General features: G+C 53.8%; 12 protein-coding genes. 9 read left to right on the top strand and 3 right to left on the bottom strand.

The genetic code is table 11. The features are described from left to right. The first annotated feature begins 25 nt into the window (after positions 1–25). The gene (locus KTT_RS06260; protein ID WP_126595153.1) at positions 26–922 is read left to right on the top strand and encodes a carbohydrate ABC transporter permease; all 897 of its coding nucleotides are present in this window, start codon (positions 26–28) and stop codon (positions 920–922) included. Between the two features lie 129 nt (positions 923–1051). Here the strand turns inward: KTT_RS06260 and prfA are convergent, their stop codons facing one another. Beyond that, positions 1052–2128, bottom strand: a complete 1077-nt coding sequence (prfA, locus tag KTT_RS06255; protein ID WP_126595152.1) for a peptide chain release factor 1 — start codon at positions 2126–2128, stop codon at positions 1052–1054. Between the two features lie 756 nt (positions 2129–2884). On the opposite strand from prfA, the gene KTT_RS06250 reads away from it, so the two are divergent. The 5 genes from KTT_RS06250 to KTT_RS06230 all read left to right on the top strand — a co-directional run bounded on the left by KTT_RS06250 (position 2885) and on the right by KTT_RS06230 (position 10802). Beyond that, positions 2885–5131 carry an ATP-dependent Clp protease ATP-binding subunit gene (locus tag KTT_RS06250; protein ID WP_126595151.1) on the top strand — a complete coding sequence of 749 codons (2247 nt, stop codon included), beginning with the start codon at positions 2885–2887 and terminating at the stop codon, positions 5129–5131. A gap of 457 nt (positions 5132–5588) precedes the next feature. Next, the gene (locus KTT_RS06245; protein WP_160145682.1) at positions 5589–7109 is read left to right on the top strand and encodes a sensor histidine kinase; all 1521 of its coding nucleotides are present in this window, start codon (positions 5589–5591) and stop codon (positions 7107–7109) included. Between the two features lie 21 nt (positions 7110–7130). Further along, on the top strand, positions 7131–8117 hold the full coding sequence (locus KTT_RS06240) for an MBL fold metallo-hydrolase (protein WP_126595149.1): 987 nt from the start codon (positions 7131–7133) through the stop codon (positions 8115–8117). Between the two features lie 140 nt (positions 8118–8257). After that, complete coding sequence (locus KTT_RS06235; RefSeq protein ID WP_126595148.1) at positions 8258–9478, top strand: sensor histidine kinase; 1221 nt, start codon at positions 8258–8260, stop codon at positions 9476–9478. A 253-nt stretch (positions 9479–9731) separates the two neighbouring features. After that, entirely contained in the window at positions 9732–10802 is a 1071-nt protein-coding gene (locus KTT_RS06230; protein WP_126595147.1) for an SGNH/GDSL hydrolase family protein, read from the top strand. A gap of 3 nt (positions 10803–10805) precedes the next feature. Here the strand turns inward: KTT_RS06230 and KTT_RS06225 are convergent, their stop codons facing one another. Next, positions 10806–11378 carry a dihydrofolate reductase family protein gene (locus KTT_RS06225; protein ID WP_126595146.1) on the bottom strand — a complete coding sequence of 191 codons (573 nt, stop codon included), beginning with the start codon at positions 11376–11378 and terminating at the stop codon, positions 10806–10808. A 608-nt stretch (positions 11379–11986) separates the two neighbouring features. On the opposite strand from KTT_RS06225, the gene KTT_RS36085 reads away from it, so the two are divergent. After that, on the top strand, positions 11987–12142 hold the full coding sequence (locus tag KTT_RS36085; protein ID WP_160145681.1) for a hypothetical protein: 156 nt from the start codon (positions 11987–11989) through the stop codon (positions 12140–12142). Between the two features lie 154 nt (positions 12143–12296). Then, a complete protein-coding gene (locus KTT_RS06220; RefSeq protein WP_126595145.1) occupies positions 12297–12479 on the top strand; it encodes a hypothetical protein in 183 nt (60 codons plus the stop codon). A 33-nt stretch (positions 12480–12512) separates the two neighbouring features. On the opposite strand, the gene KTT_RS06215 is transcribed toward KTT_RS06220, so the two are convergent. Further along, a complete protein-coding gene (locus tag KTT_RS06215) occupies positions 12513–15128 on the bottom strand; it encodes a tetratricopeptide repeat protein (RefSeq protein WP_126595144.1) in 2616 nt (871 codons plus the stop codon). Between the two features lie 567 nt (positions 15129–15695). Between KTT_RS06215 and KTT_RS06210 the strand changes: the two genes are divergently transcribed. Then, positions 15696–16703, top strand: coding sequence for a hypothetical protein (locus KTT_RS06210; RefSeq protein WP_126595143.1), 1008 nt, complete (start codon positions 15696–15698; stop codon positions 16701–16703). Positions 16704–16705: the final 2 nt, after the last annotated feature.

The following is a 16705-nucleotide window of genomic DNA, read 5'->3' as shown; positions in this document are numbered from 1 at the left end:
AAACAAGAAGAGAGGACAATGCACCATGGCCAATGTCAATCTGACCGCTCCAGAAACAACCGGGAGCAGTACGGTACGGAACCGTAGATATAACGCGTATAAGACGCGCTTTTATATCGGATCGACCGTCATCAACGCCATCCTGTTAATCCTGCTGGTTTTGACAGTGATCCCCTTCATCTATATGATCAGCAGCGCGTTCAAACCGAACTCAGAGATCTTTGGGACGCCGCTGACTTTGATCCCGGTGCACTTCACGATGGCGAACATGCAAGATCTGCTGACCAATTTTCCCTTCGCGCGCTGGGCCTTTAATACGGCGGTCGTAGCGGTCCTGGGTACCCTGACCTCGCTGGTGCTGGGATCGCTGGCGGGCTTTGCCTTCGCTAAATACAACTTCCCGTTTAAGAATGTACTCTTCGGCATTCTGCTGGCCACCATGTTGATTCCCGGACAGGTGACGCTGGTACCGCAGTTCGAGGTTATTCGCGTCCTGCACTGGTTTAATACCTACCAGGCGTTGATCATCCCTCGCGCGGTGAGCGCCTTCACCATCTTCCTGATGCGCCAGTACACCTTGAGTGTGCCAGATGAGTTGCTGGACGCGGCCCGCGTCGATGGCGCCACTGAGTTCAGCATCTGGTGGCGTGTGATCGTGCCGCTGGTACGACCGGGGCTGGCCGTGGTGGCGATTCTTTCTTTCACGGGACTATGGAACGACTACCTGTGGCCGCTGGTGGTCACGACTGATCCCAGCATGTTCGTCATGAACCTGGGCATCTCATCACTGGTCGGTCCGTATGATTACCAGTATGGCATCCTGCTCTCAGGCGCTGTGCTGGCCGCGCTGCCCCTGATCATCATATTCTTCTTCTTCCAGAAACAATTCCTGCAAGGATTGACCGAAGGAGCGCTCAAATAATCTTTGGGGCGGTTTTCACCCTGGTCCCCGATAACGCCGAACACATGCGCGGCGTTGTTGGGGGCCAGGGTGAAATCGGACGCGAGGTCCGAACCTATGGGCGGCGTTGTCGGGGGGCGAGGTTCGAAATTACGCGAACGTGCTTTGGAGCTTGTCGGCCTGGTCGACGGCGATGAGGTTGTTGAGGAACTCGTCGAGGTCGCCGTTCATGACTCCGGGCAGGTTGTGGCGCGTGAGGCCGATGCGGTGGTCGGTGACGCGGTCCTGTGGGAAATTGTAGGTGCGGATCTTCTCGCTGCGATCGCCGGTCTGCACCTGGGAGCGGCGGTTCTTGCTCAGCTCCTCCTGCCTTTTGGCCTCTTCGAGGTCCCATAGGCGCGCCTTCAGGACGCCCAGGGCCTTGGTCTTGTTCTTCAACTGCGATTTCTCGTCCTGACAGGTGACGACCAGGCCGGTTGGCAGGTGGGTGATACGCACCGCCGAGTCGGTGGTGTTCACGCTCTGTCCGCCGTGGCCGGTCGAGCGATAGACGTCGACGCGGATATCGCTATCTTTAATGTCGATATTGATGTCATCGTCGGCCTCTGGCAGGACGATGACCTTGGCGGTTGAGGTGTGGATGCGGCCATTGGCTTCGGTGACCGGTACGCGCTGCACGCGGTGGGTGCCCCCCTCGTACTTCATGCGGCTATAGGCGCCCTTGCCTTTGACGACAAAGGTAATGTCTTTAATGCCGCCCTGTTCGGTATCGTTGACGTCGAGGACCTCGATCTTCCAGCGGTGATTGTCGGCGTAGCGGGTATACATACGATAGAGCTCACCGGCGAAGAGGGCCGCCTCGTCGCCACCGGCGCCGCCCTGGATGGTCACGATAGCATTCTTCTCATCCATAATATCCTTTGGCAGCAGGGCGACCTTGACCTCTTCAAGCAGCTGCTCTTTGTAGGCTTTCAGACGCTCCATCTCCTCGTAGGCCATGTCGCGCATCTCGGGATCGTCGCTCTCGTAGAGCTCCTGTGCCTCGGCGAGCTGCTGGTCGGTCGTTTTCAGTTCATTATATTTATGAACGACATCCTCCAACTCCGCGTGTTCGCGACCGTATCTCTGGAGCAGATCAAGGTCATTGAGCACATCCTGTTGCGCCAGCAGCGAGTTCAGTTCTTCGTAACGCTTAGCCAGGCTGGCAAGTTTTCCCATAAAATCCATGCTATTTTCTCTCCCTATATCTCACGATCCGCCCGGAATTGGTCGTGTATCCAGGATGGCCAGGTTAGCGCCATATATGGTTGTAAACACAGAGGGGCGGCATACGCGGGTAGTCTCTTGATATCAAACATCTATGAATAGGTCCTCCAGTTCGTATAAAGATAGAAGTTATCTTTACACATAGAGCACGAGCGCGCGGCCGTGCCGGTGGAGGAAGTTCAGGGGCGTATTTAAGCGCCGCTACCCGGCGGTGAGCAGGTAACGTGCAGTCGTCGCATGGCGTGTAGAATGCAAGGCACATGCGTGGGCGGTTATGAACCTCTGTATACTGGTTGTAACAGGCAGATATAGTTTCACGCTTCCATTATAGCACACCCACACTTAAAATGGGAGAGTTGGCTATATTTAAAACAGGGTGGCGAACTCAATCGTAATAATTATAGGAATGCGAAGGGACGGAATCCTCTCGTGTGGCGGGGAAAGTAGTGGAATAAGAGGCCAGTCCTCTATGTTGTAATAGGTGCGCTAGCAATCATAAAGCATGAGTGCTAGACAGCCAAAAAGCTCATGTGTTATAATCGATGTTAGCAGTCTACAAATAATTTTGCTAGAACATTTTATGTGAAATACGCGTAAAGCACGCAAGTGTAAAGACATCAAGAATGATATTTCGTTCCCGAATCGATAACAAAAGTGCGTACAACCGATTGAAAAAAAGCGTGCTAGATTGCAAATAGCGTGAGGAGCATACAAGACATGAAATGCGAACGTTGTCAGAAGAACCCTGCTCGCGTACGCGTGGAACAGATGATTGATGGCCGTCGTGAATCCCACTTTCTCTGCCAGTCCTGTGTTGATGAAATGATGAATGCCATCGGTCAGCCTGGTGACGCGGACGGACAGGGTCCGACTGGTGCTCCCTTTGGTTTTTCAGCAAATAATACCAGCAATAATAAATTTTCCTCTAATACTGGAAATCTGAATACCGCGACTGCTGAGCGTCAGAACAAAAAGCATAGCAAGACTCCGACGCTGGACCAGTATGGTCGTGATCTGACTGACGAGGCGGCGGAGGGGAAACTGGACCCGGCTGCCGGGCGGGCGCGTGAACTGCGTCGCCTGATTACGGTGCTGGGACGGCGCCAGAAGAATAACCCTGTCTTGATTGGTGAGCCTGGTGTGGGTAAGACGGCGATCGTCGAGGGCCTGGCGCGTAAGATCTACGCCAACGATGTGCCCGCGACCCTGCGCGGCAAACGTATCGTCACTTTGAACATTGGTGGTATGGTGGCGGGCGCCATGTTTCGAGGCCAGTTTGAGCAGCGCATCAAATCGATTCTGGAAGAGCTGCGCCAGGCGCCTGAAGTCATCGTCTTTATTGATGAGCTGCATACGGTGGTCGGCGCGGGCGCGGCTGAAGGCGCGGTCGGCGCGGCGGATATGATCAAACCCGCGCTGGCCCGTGGCGAGCTGCGTTGTATCGGAGCCACCACCCTGGATGAATATCGCAAGCACGTCGAGAAGGATGCCGCCCTGGAGCGCCGCTTCCAACCCATCCTGGTTGATGAGCCTTCGATTGAAGAGGCGATAGACATGTTGCGTATCGTGCGTCCAAATTATGAAGCGCACCACGGCGTCTCGATTACCGACGAGGCCATTGATGCCGCCGTCAAGCTGTCGGATCGCTACATCAACGATCGCTTCCTGCCGGATAAAGCCATCGACGTGATGGACGAGGCGGGTTCAGCCCTGCGTTTAGAGGCTACCGAGAAGGGGATCATCAGTCCCACCACTATCTCAGATCTTGAGAAAGAGCTGGCCGGGATTCAGGCGCAGAAGGAGGCCGCCGCCAACGCCGAAGACTATGAGCGGGCGGCCATGATGCGTCAGCAGGAATTGCTGGTGCTGGGCAACCTGGAGCGCGCGCGCTCCGACAAGAACAACCATGTCTCCCTGATCGTGACGCCCGAGCACATCGCCCGCGTCGTTGAGACCTGGACGAGCGTGCCCGTCAGCCAGATGCTGGAGAGTGAGCGCCAGAATCTACGCTCCCTGGAAGGCGACCTGCGCAAGCGCGTCATCGGACAGGACGAGGCGATCAGCGCGGTAGCCCGCGCCATCCGTCGCTCACGAGCGGGGCTCAAAGATCCGCGCCGTCCGATCGGTTCCTTCCTTTTCCTGGGTCCCACTGGTGTCGGTAAAACCGAGCTGGCCAAATCCCTGGCCGCGGAACTGTTTGGTGGTGAAGATAACCTGATTCGCCTGGATATGTCCGAATATATGGAGCCGCATACCGTCTCAAGACTGTTTGGTAGCCCTCCCGGATATGTCGGACATGACGATGGCGGTCAGCTCACCGAGCAGGTGCGCCGCCGTCCATACAGCGTCATCCTGCTGGACGAGGTCGAAAAGGCTCATCCCGAAGTCTTTAACTCGCTGCTGCAGATTATGGACGATGGTCGCCTGACCGATGGTCAGGGCCGGACCGTGGACTTCAAAAACACTGTGGTCATCATGACCAGTAACGCGGGTAGCGCGGATCTGCGCCGGGCTGTGAACATGGGCTTTGTGAACAAGAAAGGTGACGATGCGCGCGCCGAAGAGCACGAAGTCATGCGCTCAAAGGCCATGGAGGGACTCAAGAAGGTCTTCCGACCAGAGTTCATCAACCGCATCGACCAGGTGGTGGTCTTCCACTCACTGGGTAAAACCGAGCTGTATCAGATCGTAGATATGCTCCTCAACCAGGTGCGTGGTCGTCTGGCCGAGCAGAACATCGAACTGGTTATCAGCGATGAGGTGCGTGACTTCCTCTTGAAGGAAGGATTTGACGAAGAGTATGGAGCGCGTCCATTGCGCCGCGCCATCCAGACCTACGTTGATGATCCTCTGGCGGACGCCTTGCTGGCCAACGACATCAGCAGCGGCCAGGCAGCCATGCTCACACTGGTCGACGGCAAGATTGTGGTTGAGGCCCAGCAACACCAGCCCCTCAATTCCTAACAGGGATGCAGGATTCCCTCGGCAGGGGCGCCAATGCCCTGGATCCAGAGAATGCTGGCACTCCCCTCATACTCTTTGCATATAGAAGCACCAGGGGCGCATCCGCGCCCCTGGTGCTTCTATATGCAAGACTCTCTCTGACCCCTCATCTATTTGGTACGATCAATCGTGTAAAATACTAGAGCTTTGATCGACATCGAGCGATTACATGTGATTTTTGGCGCTACGCCAGTGTGGCATGCCGTTCGCTAGCTCTAACCAACTCCAATGAAAATACTACAGGTTATGTTCATTGTGGGTGGATTGATGATTGTAACTCGCTTGGCCAGTTGAACGTGATCGTGGAGGGCGGAAAAATCGGTCGCAAGATCCGAAACCACGACGATGACGGGAGCGGTTGGTGTAAATAAAGATGGAAAATAAAAATACTATCGCCTTTGGAAATGTGTGGAACCCTATGGGTAAACAGAATGAGAAGAAGCATGTCGTGCCCTGGAAGCAGGACTACGAAATGCCCTATCAGGTGTTGTTTGAACAATCCGCGTTGGGCATTATCGCGCTCAGCACCGGTGGCCGCTGGCTGCAGGCAAATGAAACGTTTTGCCAACTGCTCGACTATAGCCGGGGAGAATTATGGAAGCAGTCCTTCCCACAGATCGTGAATGCCGAGGATCGGGCGGCCTGCATGGATTTATTGCATCGCCTCGCGACTGGAGAACTGACCACCGCCAGTCTTGTAACGCGTTGTCTGCGACGCGATGGATCTCCAGCGCGCGTAAGGGTTACCTTTTCCACCTCGGGTCAGCGCGCGAGCCGGAACTATGCCATAGTGGGCTTTGTTGAAGCACTCGGTGAAGAGAGTCAGTCCGCGACTGACCCTGCCACGCGCAATACGCACGCGCTTCCTATCATCGTTAAAGACGAGTCGGACCAGGCGGCAGAACTTCCAGAGCCAGAGCCATCATCGTTTGCATCCGCGTCCCCGTTAGCTCAGTCCGAGCCAGCGGAGGTGATCCAGGAGCAGTTGCTGCCCGAACTGGAGCGGTTGAAACTGCGACTTTCTGCCCTCGACGAGCAATCTGAAATCAGGACCCTCGGTCATGAATTGGCGAACTTAACGCGTAATGTGTTAGACTATGCGCTAGCTGAACGTGCTGATGCTTTAGCACAAGTGGCAACCCTGCGCGAGGCCGCAATGAAGATGGAAGATTTCCTGAGCCTGGCCAGTCATGAACTGCGCACGCCACTTACAACCATCAAGGCTAATACCCAGCTCGCCATGCGACGCCTGAGAAGCGTCATTCAGCGTCCAGAACTGCTGCTAGAAGGAGCAGACGGCAAGGTTCGGGCCTCAATAGAGATGCTGGAGCGCGTCGAGCGCCAGATCGGCGTACTCAATTGCCTGGTTGGTGATATGCTGGATGTTTCGCGTATCCAGGGCAATCGCCTGCAGATACATGTGCGCCAGGAGCCATGCGACCTGCGACCGATCATTGAAGCTGCCGTGCGTGAGCAACACAAAGCTCTACCAGAACGTGCTATTAATGTACAGTTCCCTGGCGATGAGCCTATCCTGGTCATAGCCGATCCCGATCGCCTCCGGCAGGTACTCAGCAATTATTTGCTGAATGCGCTAAAATATTCTGAGGCGCAGCAGCCGATTGAGGTGAATGTCCAGCTTGAACCGCTAGCTGGAACTGGTGGTTCCCAGGTACGAGTGATCGTGCAAGATAAAGGGCCGGGTATCGCTCCTGAAGAGCAGGCGCGCGTCTGGGAATGTTTTTATCAGTCGCCAACCATCAAGGGGGGCAGTGGATCAGGTGTTGGTATGGGCCTGGGCCTGTATATCAGTCAGATACTTATCGAGCGACAGGGTGGTCAGGTTGGCGTCACCAGTGCGCTGGACGAAGGATCGGCATTCTGGTTTACCCTGCCTCTGGCGCAGGTGGAAGGGGAACAAGTGGCGACTGAGAACTAGTAACATGTACGAGGAAAGCTTATGAAGCTACGTAACTGGCTAACTTTGGGGGGCTTTACGCTTGGTTCTATCGGGGTAGCAAGCGCCATCAATAGCTTTTTGCCGCACCCCTTTGTGACGGACCAGCTCTTTGAGCGTGCATCGGAGTCAGCGAGCCTGGCCAAAGAAGACTGGCCCGATATCGATATCACCTTTCTGCGTTGTGGCAGCGTAGCGGTTCCAGAATGCATCGCGGTACGTGGCTCGTTCTCTCTGACGGCGCGCACCATTGCCTATAGCGCCGTGCTCATCAAGCACCCCCGGGGAACATTTCTCTATGATAGCGGCTTATGCGCTGATACTCCATTATTTTTAATGGACCAGTCATTCCTTTTTTCGAACACGCTTGGACGTTTCAACATGGAGCGGCCGCTGTGCCAGCATCTGGAACACCTGCACATGGAGCCAAAAGACCTGGATTTTGTGCTGTTGTCCCATCTCCACTGGGACCATGTGTCGGGTATCCCCGATCTGCCCGGTGTACTTCTGCAGGTGAATCAGGTAGAATATGATTTTGCCACCCAGGGCTTGCTGGAAAAGAATCAGGGATTGGTAAGGCGTTTATTGTCGAATAATCCTATGCAACTGTTAGACTTTGCGGGGCCAGCCTATGAAGGCTTTCGCTGCAGCCACGATGTATTTGGAGATGGATCGATCATACTGGTACCGTTGCCGGGCCATACGCCGGGTCAGATGGGCATGTTTATTAATCGCGCCCATGGTCCACGCGTCTTCCTTGTTGGGGATGCCGCGTGGCTCTCGGATAACTATACAGTTCCAACGACCATGCATCCCGTACTCTGGTCCATGGTGACCAGCGATGATGCGACGGCGCGACAAACGCTGATCGATCTACATCATTTCGCGCGCCAGCATCCAGAGGTAGCTGTTATTGGTATGCATGATGCGCGGATGCAAGAAGCATTTATGACCGCCGAGCAAAAACGGCTCAATGCCCAGATAGTATAGATGCGCCCTTTATCTCCATGGAGAAAGCTTCTCCTATGGTGATAAAGGGTAAGGCGGAAGGCCTGGGTGTATACAGGAATCGAGGCATGGCTATTTATGTATTGCTTCCGGTCGGGTTGTAAGAGGGAGTGGGATAAAGCATGAGATTAGCTCATGGTAACATATATACAGATAAGCGGGGCCGGCGTTATCGGCGCATAAGTCTTGAGCAGCGCTCACAGTTGCGCAAGGATTATATGAGCAATGTGCCGAAGTGGCGCCACCCGTTGATTGGCTATCTAGTAGCGATCCCTGCCACAGTGATCGTGTCGCTATGCACCATTTATGTCACAAAAATGTTCGGGCAATTCTTCTTCCCCAGCACTTTTAGCATTATTGTGATTGTGGTAGCAGCCCTGTTCTGGGGAGCTGGCCCGGCCATCTGGTCTATTTTATTGAACGCGGCCGTCCTGTACTATATCTTCATCTTGCCTCTAAGCTCATATGATTATTCAAACTGGCGCGATGCTCTGCAATTATTACCGTTTATCGGCTCGGGACTGGTGATCGCCCTGATTACGGCGCAGCGTGAACGCGCGCGCTTCCAGGCTATGGCTACCGAACTTGAACTGCAATCATATGCCCAGGAGCTTGAAGAGACCAACCGGCGCCTGGAAGATGCCAATCAAATGAAAGATCGTTTCCTTTCGATCGCTTCGCATGAACTGAAGACTCCGGTCACCACCATTCGGGGACAGGCCCAGTTGATGCTGCGTCGTATCTCCAGGCATAAGGATCTTGAACACATGGACGGTGTCGCCACTACCCTTGAGCGCATCAATGATCAGACCGGCCGTCTGACCACATTGATCGATGAACTGCTGGATGTCAGTAGTATACGGACCGGGAAGGCGGCATTGAATCGACGCCTGTGCAACGTTACCGCGCTCTGCCGTGAAGTGGTGGAGGACCAGCGCCTGCTTACCGAGCGTATGGTTTTGCTGGATGCGCCTCCCGAACCAGTTACCCTCAAGCTGGACGTTGACCGCTTCTCTCAAGTCATGACCAACCTGGTCAGCAACGCCATCAAATACTCACCCGACGACACCCCCGTTGAGGTCAGCATCAAACCCGGCGCCCGTTGCGTCCTCTTCTCGGTGCGGGACCATGGTCGTGGCATCGCCAAAGATCAGCAAGAGCGTGTCTTTGAAACCTTTTATCGCACTCCGGACGCCCAAACCTCTTCTAAACGTGGCCTGGGCCTGGGCCTGGCCATCACCAAAGACATCGTTGAGCGCCACAATGGCCGCATCTGGTGCGAATCCGAGCTCAAAAAAGGCAGCACCTTCTATGTGGAGCTCCCCGTGTCACCCTCGCCGTAGGTTCGGCCCTCGCGACCGATTTTCCTCCCCCATATAACCATGTCCTTTAAACACGTAATGCTCGAAGAGCTATTATCGTTTTTAATAGGCGTTTTTGTGCGTGAAGAAGAAATCGGGGCCAAGCCCCGAACCCACGCGGGGGCGTTTTCTCTAATCGCATTATTTATGCTCATGTATATATAAAAGGTGGGAGATTGTATAATGAAATAAAAAGAGAGATGTGTATGCGCCTGGAGCGCCGGGGAGGTTGGTTTTGATTGGATCCATAAAACGCTATGCGATTGTGGGGCTGGTGCTGTTAGCCCTGATGGCGGCGACCGTGTATCTGCTCTATGCGTGGCCATGGCAACACCGTGAGACGCCGTTGGTGAAGAAGCCGTCGGTACAGATTGCTCCAGATAATGCGGATATCAAATATTATGGGCGCTGGGATACCACCAATAGCCGTGAATATGTGAGTTATTGGGGCGGAGCTTATTTTAAGACGGCCTTCAGTGGACAACATGTCGAGCTACGGCTGGGTGAGGCATCTGACGTTTATGTGAGCATCGATCGGGAACCTGATGTGCTCTATCATGGCATCCGGGGTCTGCTGAATCTTACCCCGGTGGCGTTGCAGGGTGGCGATCATTCGCTACGCGTGACCATCGCGTCAGAGTGGTCGAGCATGCATTTTCAGGGCCTGCTGCTGGATGGCGGCGCCAGTGCGCTTGCTCCCCAGGTTTCATCAGACATCATAGAGTTTATTGGAGATTCGATTACGGCTGGCTACTCTGATAGCATGAAGGATCTCTCTACCTATGCCTGGCTGACGGCGGAACAACTGGGGGCCGAGCATACTGAGATAGCGACTTCGGGCATCTGCCTGAGCTCGACTGCACCCTCCTGTGCGGGCATGGATACCCAGTATTTTAAGTTGCAGACCTTACAGTATCCCGACTCTCCTATGTGGGACACCAGTCGCTATACGCCCGCTGCGCTGGTCATCAACCTGGGGACCAATGACTATAATCATGGACAATCGGCCCAGGTCTTTGAACTAACCTACCAGGCGTTTCTCCGCAGGTTGCGCCAGCACTATCCTGACACGCCCATCTACGCCCTCAGAACCTTCGCTGGTTATATGGCAGCGCCGACGCGATCGGCGGTCTACGCGCTCAATGCATCCGGCGACCACAATGTCTTTTATGTCGATACCACCGGCTGGCTGACTCCGGGGCCGCCCGACTTCAGCGATGCTCTCCATCCCAGTGATATTGGGCAGCGCAAGGTCGCGGCTCAACTTGTGCCTATCTTGCGCTACCGCCACAAGGGAGAGGTATAGCTGCTACTTCGGCTGGTAATAGAGGATCATTACACCTGACGGAAGCGTTTTGCTATCGACCAGCTTGAGCCTGACGCGGTCCTTGATGTTTTGCAGGAAGGGTTTGCCGGCGCCCAGAATGAGCGGATAGACCAGAACCTGGTATTCATCGATCAGCCCGAGGTTGGTCAGGGATTGGACCAGGCCGGGGCTGCCAGAGATGATGATGTCGCGGCCCGACTCACTCTTCAGGCGCTCGATCTCCGCCGGATCGATCTCTCTTAGCAGCCGGGTGTTGTTCCAATCGGCGCTTGCGAGTGTTCTGGAGAAGACGATTTTCTGCATCGCGTTCAGCCTGCGCGCGTACTCTTTCTCTTCCTCAGAGACATTGGGATTATCGGGCACGTATGGCCAGGAGCCGGCGAAGCTTTGATAGGTGACGCGTCCCAGCAAGAGCGTATCGGCCGCGTAGAAGAACTCGCCTTCATATTTGCCCATAGCTTCGTCGAAGCATTCTCCGACCCAATCCATCTCGTCGTCTGGTCCGGCAACGAAACCGTCAAGAGTAACCCACATGGTGCTGATGATCTTTCTCATGCGCTGCTTCTCCTTATTCCCCTCATGTCTGATTTGCTGTCAAATAATAGTTACTCTCTTTTTCTAGATAACAGGAGCATAATCGGAAATGATATTGAAAGCTTCAACTTTGCCACCCATATGGGTGATCATGTTGGGCTGTACTGGTGGGCATAGAAGAGGGAGGAAGAAGACAGGATAGAAGTTGAAGGACCAGGGTAGCCAGGGTCTGGCAACACATCTCAAGCCGCCTGCCCAGCTACCAATTTGAAGTATATCACTTGTAGTGGGTGTTTTAAAACCCCTGAGCAATTTTGGTGGTAAATACCTCTCTTTTTGGACTACAAACCAATTTCAGTAATCTTTACGCAATCTTAACGGCAATATTTCTGGCTAATTCACCTGCTCTTACGTGAATTGGCGTTTTAACACGAAGCATGACCGCCCTCTACAGGCTCATTCATGCTGTAGACATCGGTGCTGCTACCCACTTAGTACTTTTTTAGTACCACTTGAGGGCAAAAATGATGAATCGAAAAAAATCTTATACCTTACATCTTGTCGGTGCTATCCATTCGGTATAAGACATGACGACCGGGCGCGCAGCAGATGTCAAAGAGAACGACAGGATGTCTTCTACCGAAAAGACGTTGAACCGGCACCAACCAGGGGTATACGGAATACCCGACAAAGGGTCAACATACTGGTACTTCCTGGATGGGATGGCAAACGGGAAGCTGCATATGGCGGCAGTGACCCAGCCTCTGCAAACGCGGGCCTTGTAGAGGTTGGAGCAGCTGCCGTAGAGCAACAAAGATGATGTAGCTTCAAGCGAAACACGTGTATTCAAAACAGTAGCAGCCTCGGAGACCAGGCAAGACGGTAAGAGCGACCGTTCGGAAGCGGCTCTGCTCTCCTGGGGCAAGGAAAGGAAGCATCATGCGTAAACAGTATCTTCGCTGGATCGTACCCGTTCTCGTACTCTTAATTATGGCTACCATCCTCGTCATCGGCCCCGCCATTATGAGCCATGCCGCCGGCGTGAAAACCGTGGCACCAACTTCTACAGCAACTTCCACCCCATCGAATACAGTTACTCCAAACTATTGGTTCAATTGGTAAATAATTATTTAAGCGGAAATAACACCCATAGATTTAGGTGTTATTTCCGCTTAAGTGAGATAGCCTCAGCGATGTTAACCAATTACCAACTTCATCAGTATGACGGTTAGATATTGTACTTAGTGTTTTAAAACTGTCTTCACCAAGCTTTAAAGCCTCAATATAATTATTTCTTAAAGCTAGAACACGAGCTATCCCGTATTGTGCTAGTGCATGAAGCTCTTTATCCTCTAATGGGACAGTTGAAATCATCTCATGAAAAGCTTTTTCTGCTTGATCAATTTGTTGCTGACCAATGTAAAGATTGCCAAAGTGATACAAGATAGTACCCGTAATTTGAGGTCTCCTAACTTGATAGGCCAGTTCTAAACCTTCTCGTAAGTAATGTTGCGCTTCTGAATAATTGCCTTGCTTTTCCTCCACATTTCCTAAATTACCTAATATAACGCTTGTCCATTCCCGGTGTTTGATACTTTTAGATAAAGTGAGTCCTTCTTGGAAATATACTTTCGCTTGATTATAATCTCCGTCTTCAATAGATTTTTCACCCAAATTAATCAACAGTACACAGACCTGTTCATTGTGCCCAATTTGGCGAGCAATCTTCAATGCTTCGAGGAAGTATTTTTCTGCTTGTTCTCTTTTACCTTGTAGCCCGGATGCCACTCCTAGATTAGTAAGTAAAAAACAAATTTGTTCACGATCACCAATTTGTTGAGCTAATTTCAAGCCTTCTTGTAAATAAATTTCGGCTTGTACATAGTTTCCCTGGCTGAAAGTAACAGGCCCTAAAATTTTAAGCAATGTGTAAAGATGTTCTTGATGTTGAATTTGCCGGGCTATAGTTAAGCCTTCTTGTAAATAGGCTTCTGCTTTAACAAACTCGCCCCTGCGGAGGGTGACGCCACCTAAGCCGGTAAGCAACGAGCAAACTTGTTCATATTGGTTATTTTGACGGGCCAGTTCAAGTCCTTTTTGGTAATACATCTCTGCCTGTACATAATTACCTTGCTTTTGCTGTACTTCGCCGAGGTATGAATAGGTACCGATGATTCCTGGGACGTTATTTTCTTCGATGGCTAGCTCATTTGCACGCTCTAAATAGTATTGAGCCTTTGCATAGAGGCCGCGCAATATCAGGAATGGAGCAAAAGCATAGATTCCTTTAACTAATTCGGTCCTTTGATCTTGCTCTAGCGCTGTTTCCAATGCTGAGAAAATGGTATCGCTCTCTTCTTCCAGTAATTCGTAGTCTTTTTTATGTTCTTCAACATAATTAGTATAGTAAGTTACTAGCCTTTCCTGGGCGGTGGTGAGCTGTTCGTCGGAGATCTGAAGCAGGGCATAGTCGGATATGACCTGGTGGAGGAGGTAGCGTTCGCCGTTGCTTTCGAGCATGCCGGCGTCGGAGAGGGCGTCGAGTTCGTCGGTGCAGCAGGCGGCGACGGCCATGGCGGCCTCTTCTGAGAAGGTGTTGGGTTTGGGCGGGAAGACGGAGAGGGCGTAGAGGGCACGGCGCGTCTCTTCGTCGAGCAGCTGGTCGGTGACGGCGATGATGGATTGGATGGAGAGCGATTGTTCGTTGGGCAGGCTGGGGTGGCTCTCGGCTGGGATGTGTGGTTCTTTGAGTTTGAGGCGCACTTCGGCGTTGCTCAGACGTTCGAGGGCCGAGGTGATGCGGCGTGCGGGACCACTGTAGGCCTGCTTGCGCAGGTAGTTGCCGATCAGGGTCAGGGCCAGCGGGAGTCCGCCGACGGCCTGCACGAGGTCGTGAACTTTCTGCTGCTCGCGGTAGATGACCTGTGGGGCCAGCAGGTTGAGCAGGCTGATACTCTCGTTCTCGCCCAGCTCACGAATGTTGATGGCGTTGCCCAGCGCCATGTGGGAGGCGATGTTGGGGAAGCGTGTGGTTACCAGGTGGGCGCAGTGGCTGCCTCCGACACGGAAGGCCAGCGCCTCCTCCAGCTTCCAGGCATCATCGATAATAATCAGCATGGCGCGATCGCCGATGGCGTTGCGAATGGCTTTGGCGCGCGCCTCGTCGCTGCCCAGCTTGGTCATCTCGGCGAACGAGATGCCCAGCAGATTGCCCCAGCGGCTAAAGATGCCGGGCAGGTTGGGTTGTGGTCCCAGGCCGGCCCAGAGGATACCATCCTTGAAGAATTCGCGCAGTGCGCCATCGTGGGCCAGTGCCACCGACAGCGCGGTCTTGCCTACGCCGGGCAGCCCGTTCAGGGCGGTCAGGGCCATATTACCGCTACCCTTGAGGCGCTGCCTGATCACGGCCAGATCCTTTTCGCGTCCCACCAGCGGGATGGCTGGTAGCAGCGGGATGGCTGGATCATAGATGACGCGTGGGGCAACCGGGGCCGCGACTGTGGTGGGTGCATTGGGCGCAGAGGAGCGGCCACCTTTGCCGCGTTCAGACCGCGTCTGCAGCAGATCTAGCTCCTCCTCGCTCTTATTGAACAGCGCGCATAACTTGCGCCGAAAATAGGGGTTAGGCCTGGTGATTCCACGTTCCCACCGACTGACATTGACATAGGTCGTGCCGATCTCGTCCGCGACCTCCTGCTGCGAAAGGTTGTAGCTGACACGTGCTTCAGTTAAACGTACACGGGGCTGATGGGGCGTCTCTGAGGTCGGCATCCGTTCACCATTCTTCCTAGATTGTGTGCATGAATGTGATAAGTAGCGCCAGAATGATAAAAATGATAAATGCTTTTGATAAATCTGTCATTAAAAGTATACCTTATTTTAATACATAATTAGCATAGAAAAAGTTTGTAGTAAGAAAATGGCAGGGCCATTTAAAAGTATTGTTGCCGCCTTCGGCGGCGGGGGGAAGGAGAGGGTGGGGACTTGATCATGCCCCCGGCATGCTCGCCCACACCCCGCAAGGGGCTGCCGCCCCTGGACCCCGCTAAGCTTCGGCTTTGGCGGCGGGGGGAAGGAGAGGTGGGGACACCCCACACCCCGCAAGGGGCTAGCCGCCCCTGGACCCCGCTAGGCTTCGGCTTTGGCGGCGGGGGGAAGGAGAGGTGGGGACACCCCACACCTCGCAAGGGGCTGCCGCCCCTGGACCCCGCTAAGCTTCGGCTTTGGCGGCGGGGGGAAGGAGAGGGTGGGGACACCCCACACCCCGCAAGGGGCTGCCGCCTCTGGACCTCGCTTTTAAATGCTCTCAGGGAAAACAAGCAAAGATACGGACGGCATATGAGATACGAGAAGCTAAACGACATCAGTACCCTGGTGGTTGAATCGAGCGACGAGCGCACATCTGTAGTCAACTGGCTGTTCCATCACCTGGGCCAGTATTATCGCCAGCCCATCGTCGTCGTATTGCCGCAAGATGCCGTGTTCCGGCGTCCGGGAGATTTGCGTGAGCTGCAACAGGTCGCGACCCGACAGGATGCTCAGCTGGTTCTGGTCATAGAGGGGAACGAACGACTGCGTTTATGGGCGCGTCGACATGGCTTTACCGTCTTCTCGACGATAGAGACCTGCCAGAAGGCGTTACTCCAACCGGGGTTTCCGCCCTCCTGGCCCTCCATGTTCGATGGATTACCGGCCCAACCCGAGTTGAGTACGGTAATTGAGCAGTCTCCAGTTACCAGTTTTACTGGTCCCTGGAATCGCTATGACAGCCATGCTACAGGTACGCAGGGGGAAACGTACCGCACATCTCTGTCGAGCAGCGTGGCCGTTGCTGACTTACGCGAACCTTCTGGTCAATTCGGCTCATCAGAGACGCTTGAGATGCTTGATACGGCCCCCGTAGTGGCCGTCAGGCGTATTACGGCGACTCGTGTGACCGAACCGTTATCCGACTTACCCTCGTATGGGTCATTTCAAGGTGGGGAAAGGGTACGCAAGACACGTGTGCTGAGCCCTGCGGAACTACTTGAAAAAGAGGAGGAAGCCCCATTTTTGTCCGGGGTGGAGTTCTCTTTAAATATAGCTACGCAGGACATGCAGGCGCCTGAGAAGATGGTCCAGCCAGTTGCCGAGGTAGCGTACGCGCCCGAGGTACTGGAGCAGCCATCATCCTTTAGCACACACGTTGCGCGCCTTAAACAGGACAAATTACTGCTTATTCTCGTGGCACTGGTTGTTCTGGGTATTGTGGGTGGTGTTGGCTTCGGCTACCTGCTTGAGGTCGCACGTGCCAACCCGGCGCTACAGACGCCAGCCTCGTTACTACATACAATCTGGGGGATATAGTC

The organism is Dictyobacter aurantiacus, from assembly GCF_003967515.1.
In the GTDB taxonomy this organism is placed as follows: domain Bacteria; phylum Chloroflexota; class Ktedonobacteria; order Ktedonobacterales; family Ktedonobacteraceae; genus Dictyobacter; species Dictyobacter aurantiacus.
The sequence above is the reverse complement of the archived record's forward strand: the minus strand, read 5'-3'. Positions and strand labels throughout refer to the sequence as shown.

Bases quoted from the DNA above. Each gene is read 5' to 3' on its own strand.
- KTT_RS06240 (WP_126595149.1), top strand. From the start codon at position 7,131: ATGAAGCTACGTAACTGGCTAACTTTGGGGGGCTTTACGCTTGGTTCT.
- prfA (WP_126595152.1), bottom strand. From the start codon at position 2,128: ATGGATTTTATGGGAAAACTTGCCAGCCTGGCTAAGCGTTACGAAGAA.
- KTT_RS06260 (WP_126595153.1), top strand. From the start codon at position 26: ATGGCCAATGTCAATCTGACCGCTCCAGAAACAACCGGGAGCAGTACG.
- KTT_RS06250 (WP_126595151.1), top strand. From the start codon at position 2,885: ATGAAATGCGAACGTTGTCAGAAGAACCCTGCTCGCGTACGCGTGGAA.
- KTT_RS06235 (WP_126595148.1), top strand. From the start codon at position 8,258: ATGAGATTAGCTCATGGTAACATATATACAGATAAGCGGGGCCGGCGT.
- KTT_RS06220 (WP_126595145.1), top strand. From the start codon at position 12,297: ATGCGTAAACAGTATCTTCGCTGGATCGTACCCGTTCTCGTACTCTTA.
- KTT_RS06210 (WP_126595143.1), top strand. From the start codon at position 15,696: ATGAGATACGAGAAGCTAAACGACATCAGTACCCTGGTGGTTGAATCG.
- KTT_RS06215 (WP_126595144.1), bottom strand. From the start codon at position 15,128: ATGCCGACCTCAGAGACGCCCCATCAGCCCCGTGTACGTTTAACTGAA.
- KTT_RS36085 (WP_160145681.1), top strand. From the start codon at position 11,987: ATGTCTTCTACCGAAAAGACGTTGAACCGGCACCAACCAGGGGTATAC.
- KTT_RS06225 (WP_126595146.1), bottom strand. From the start codon at position 11,378: ATGAGAAAGATCATCAGCACCATGTGGGTTACTCTTGACGGTTTCGTT.
- KTT_RS06245 (WP_160145682.1), top strand. From the start codon at position 5,589: ATGGGTAAACAGAATGAGAAGAAGCATGTCGTGCCCTGGAAGCAGGAC.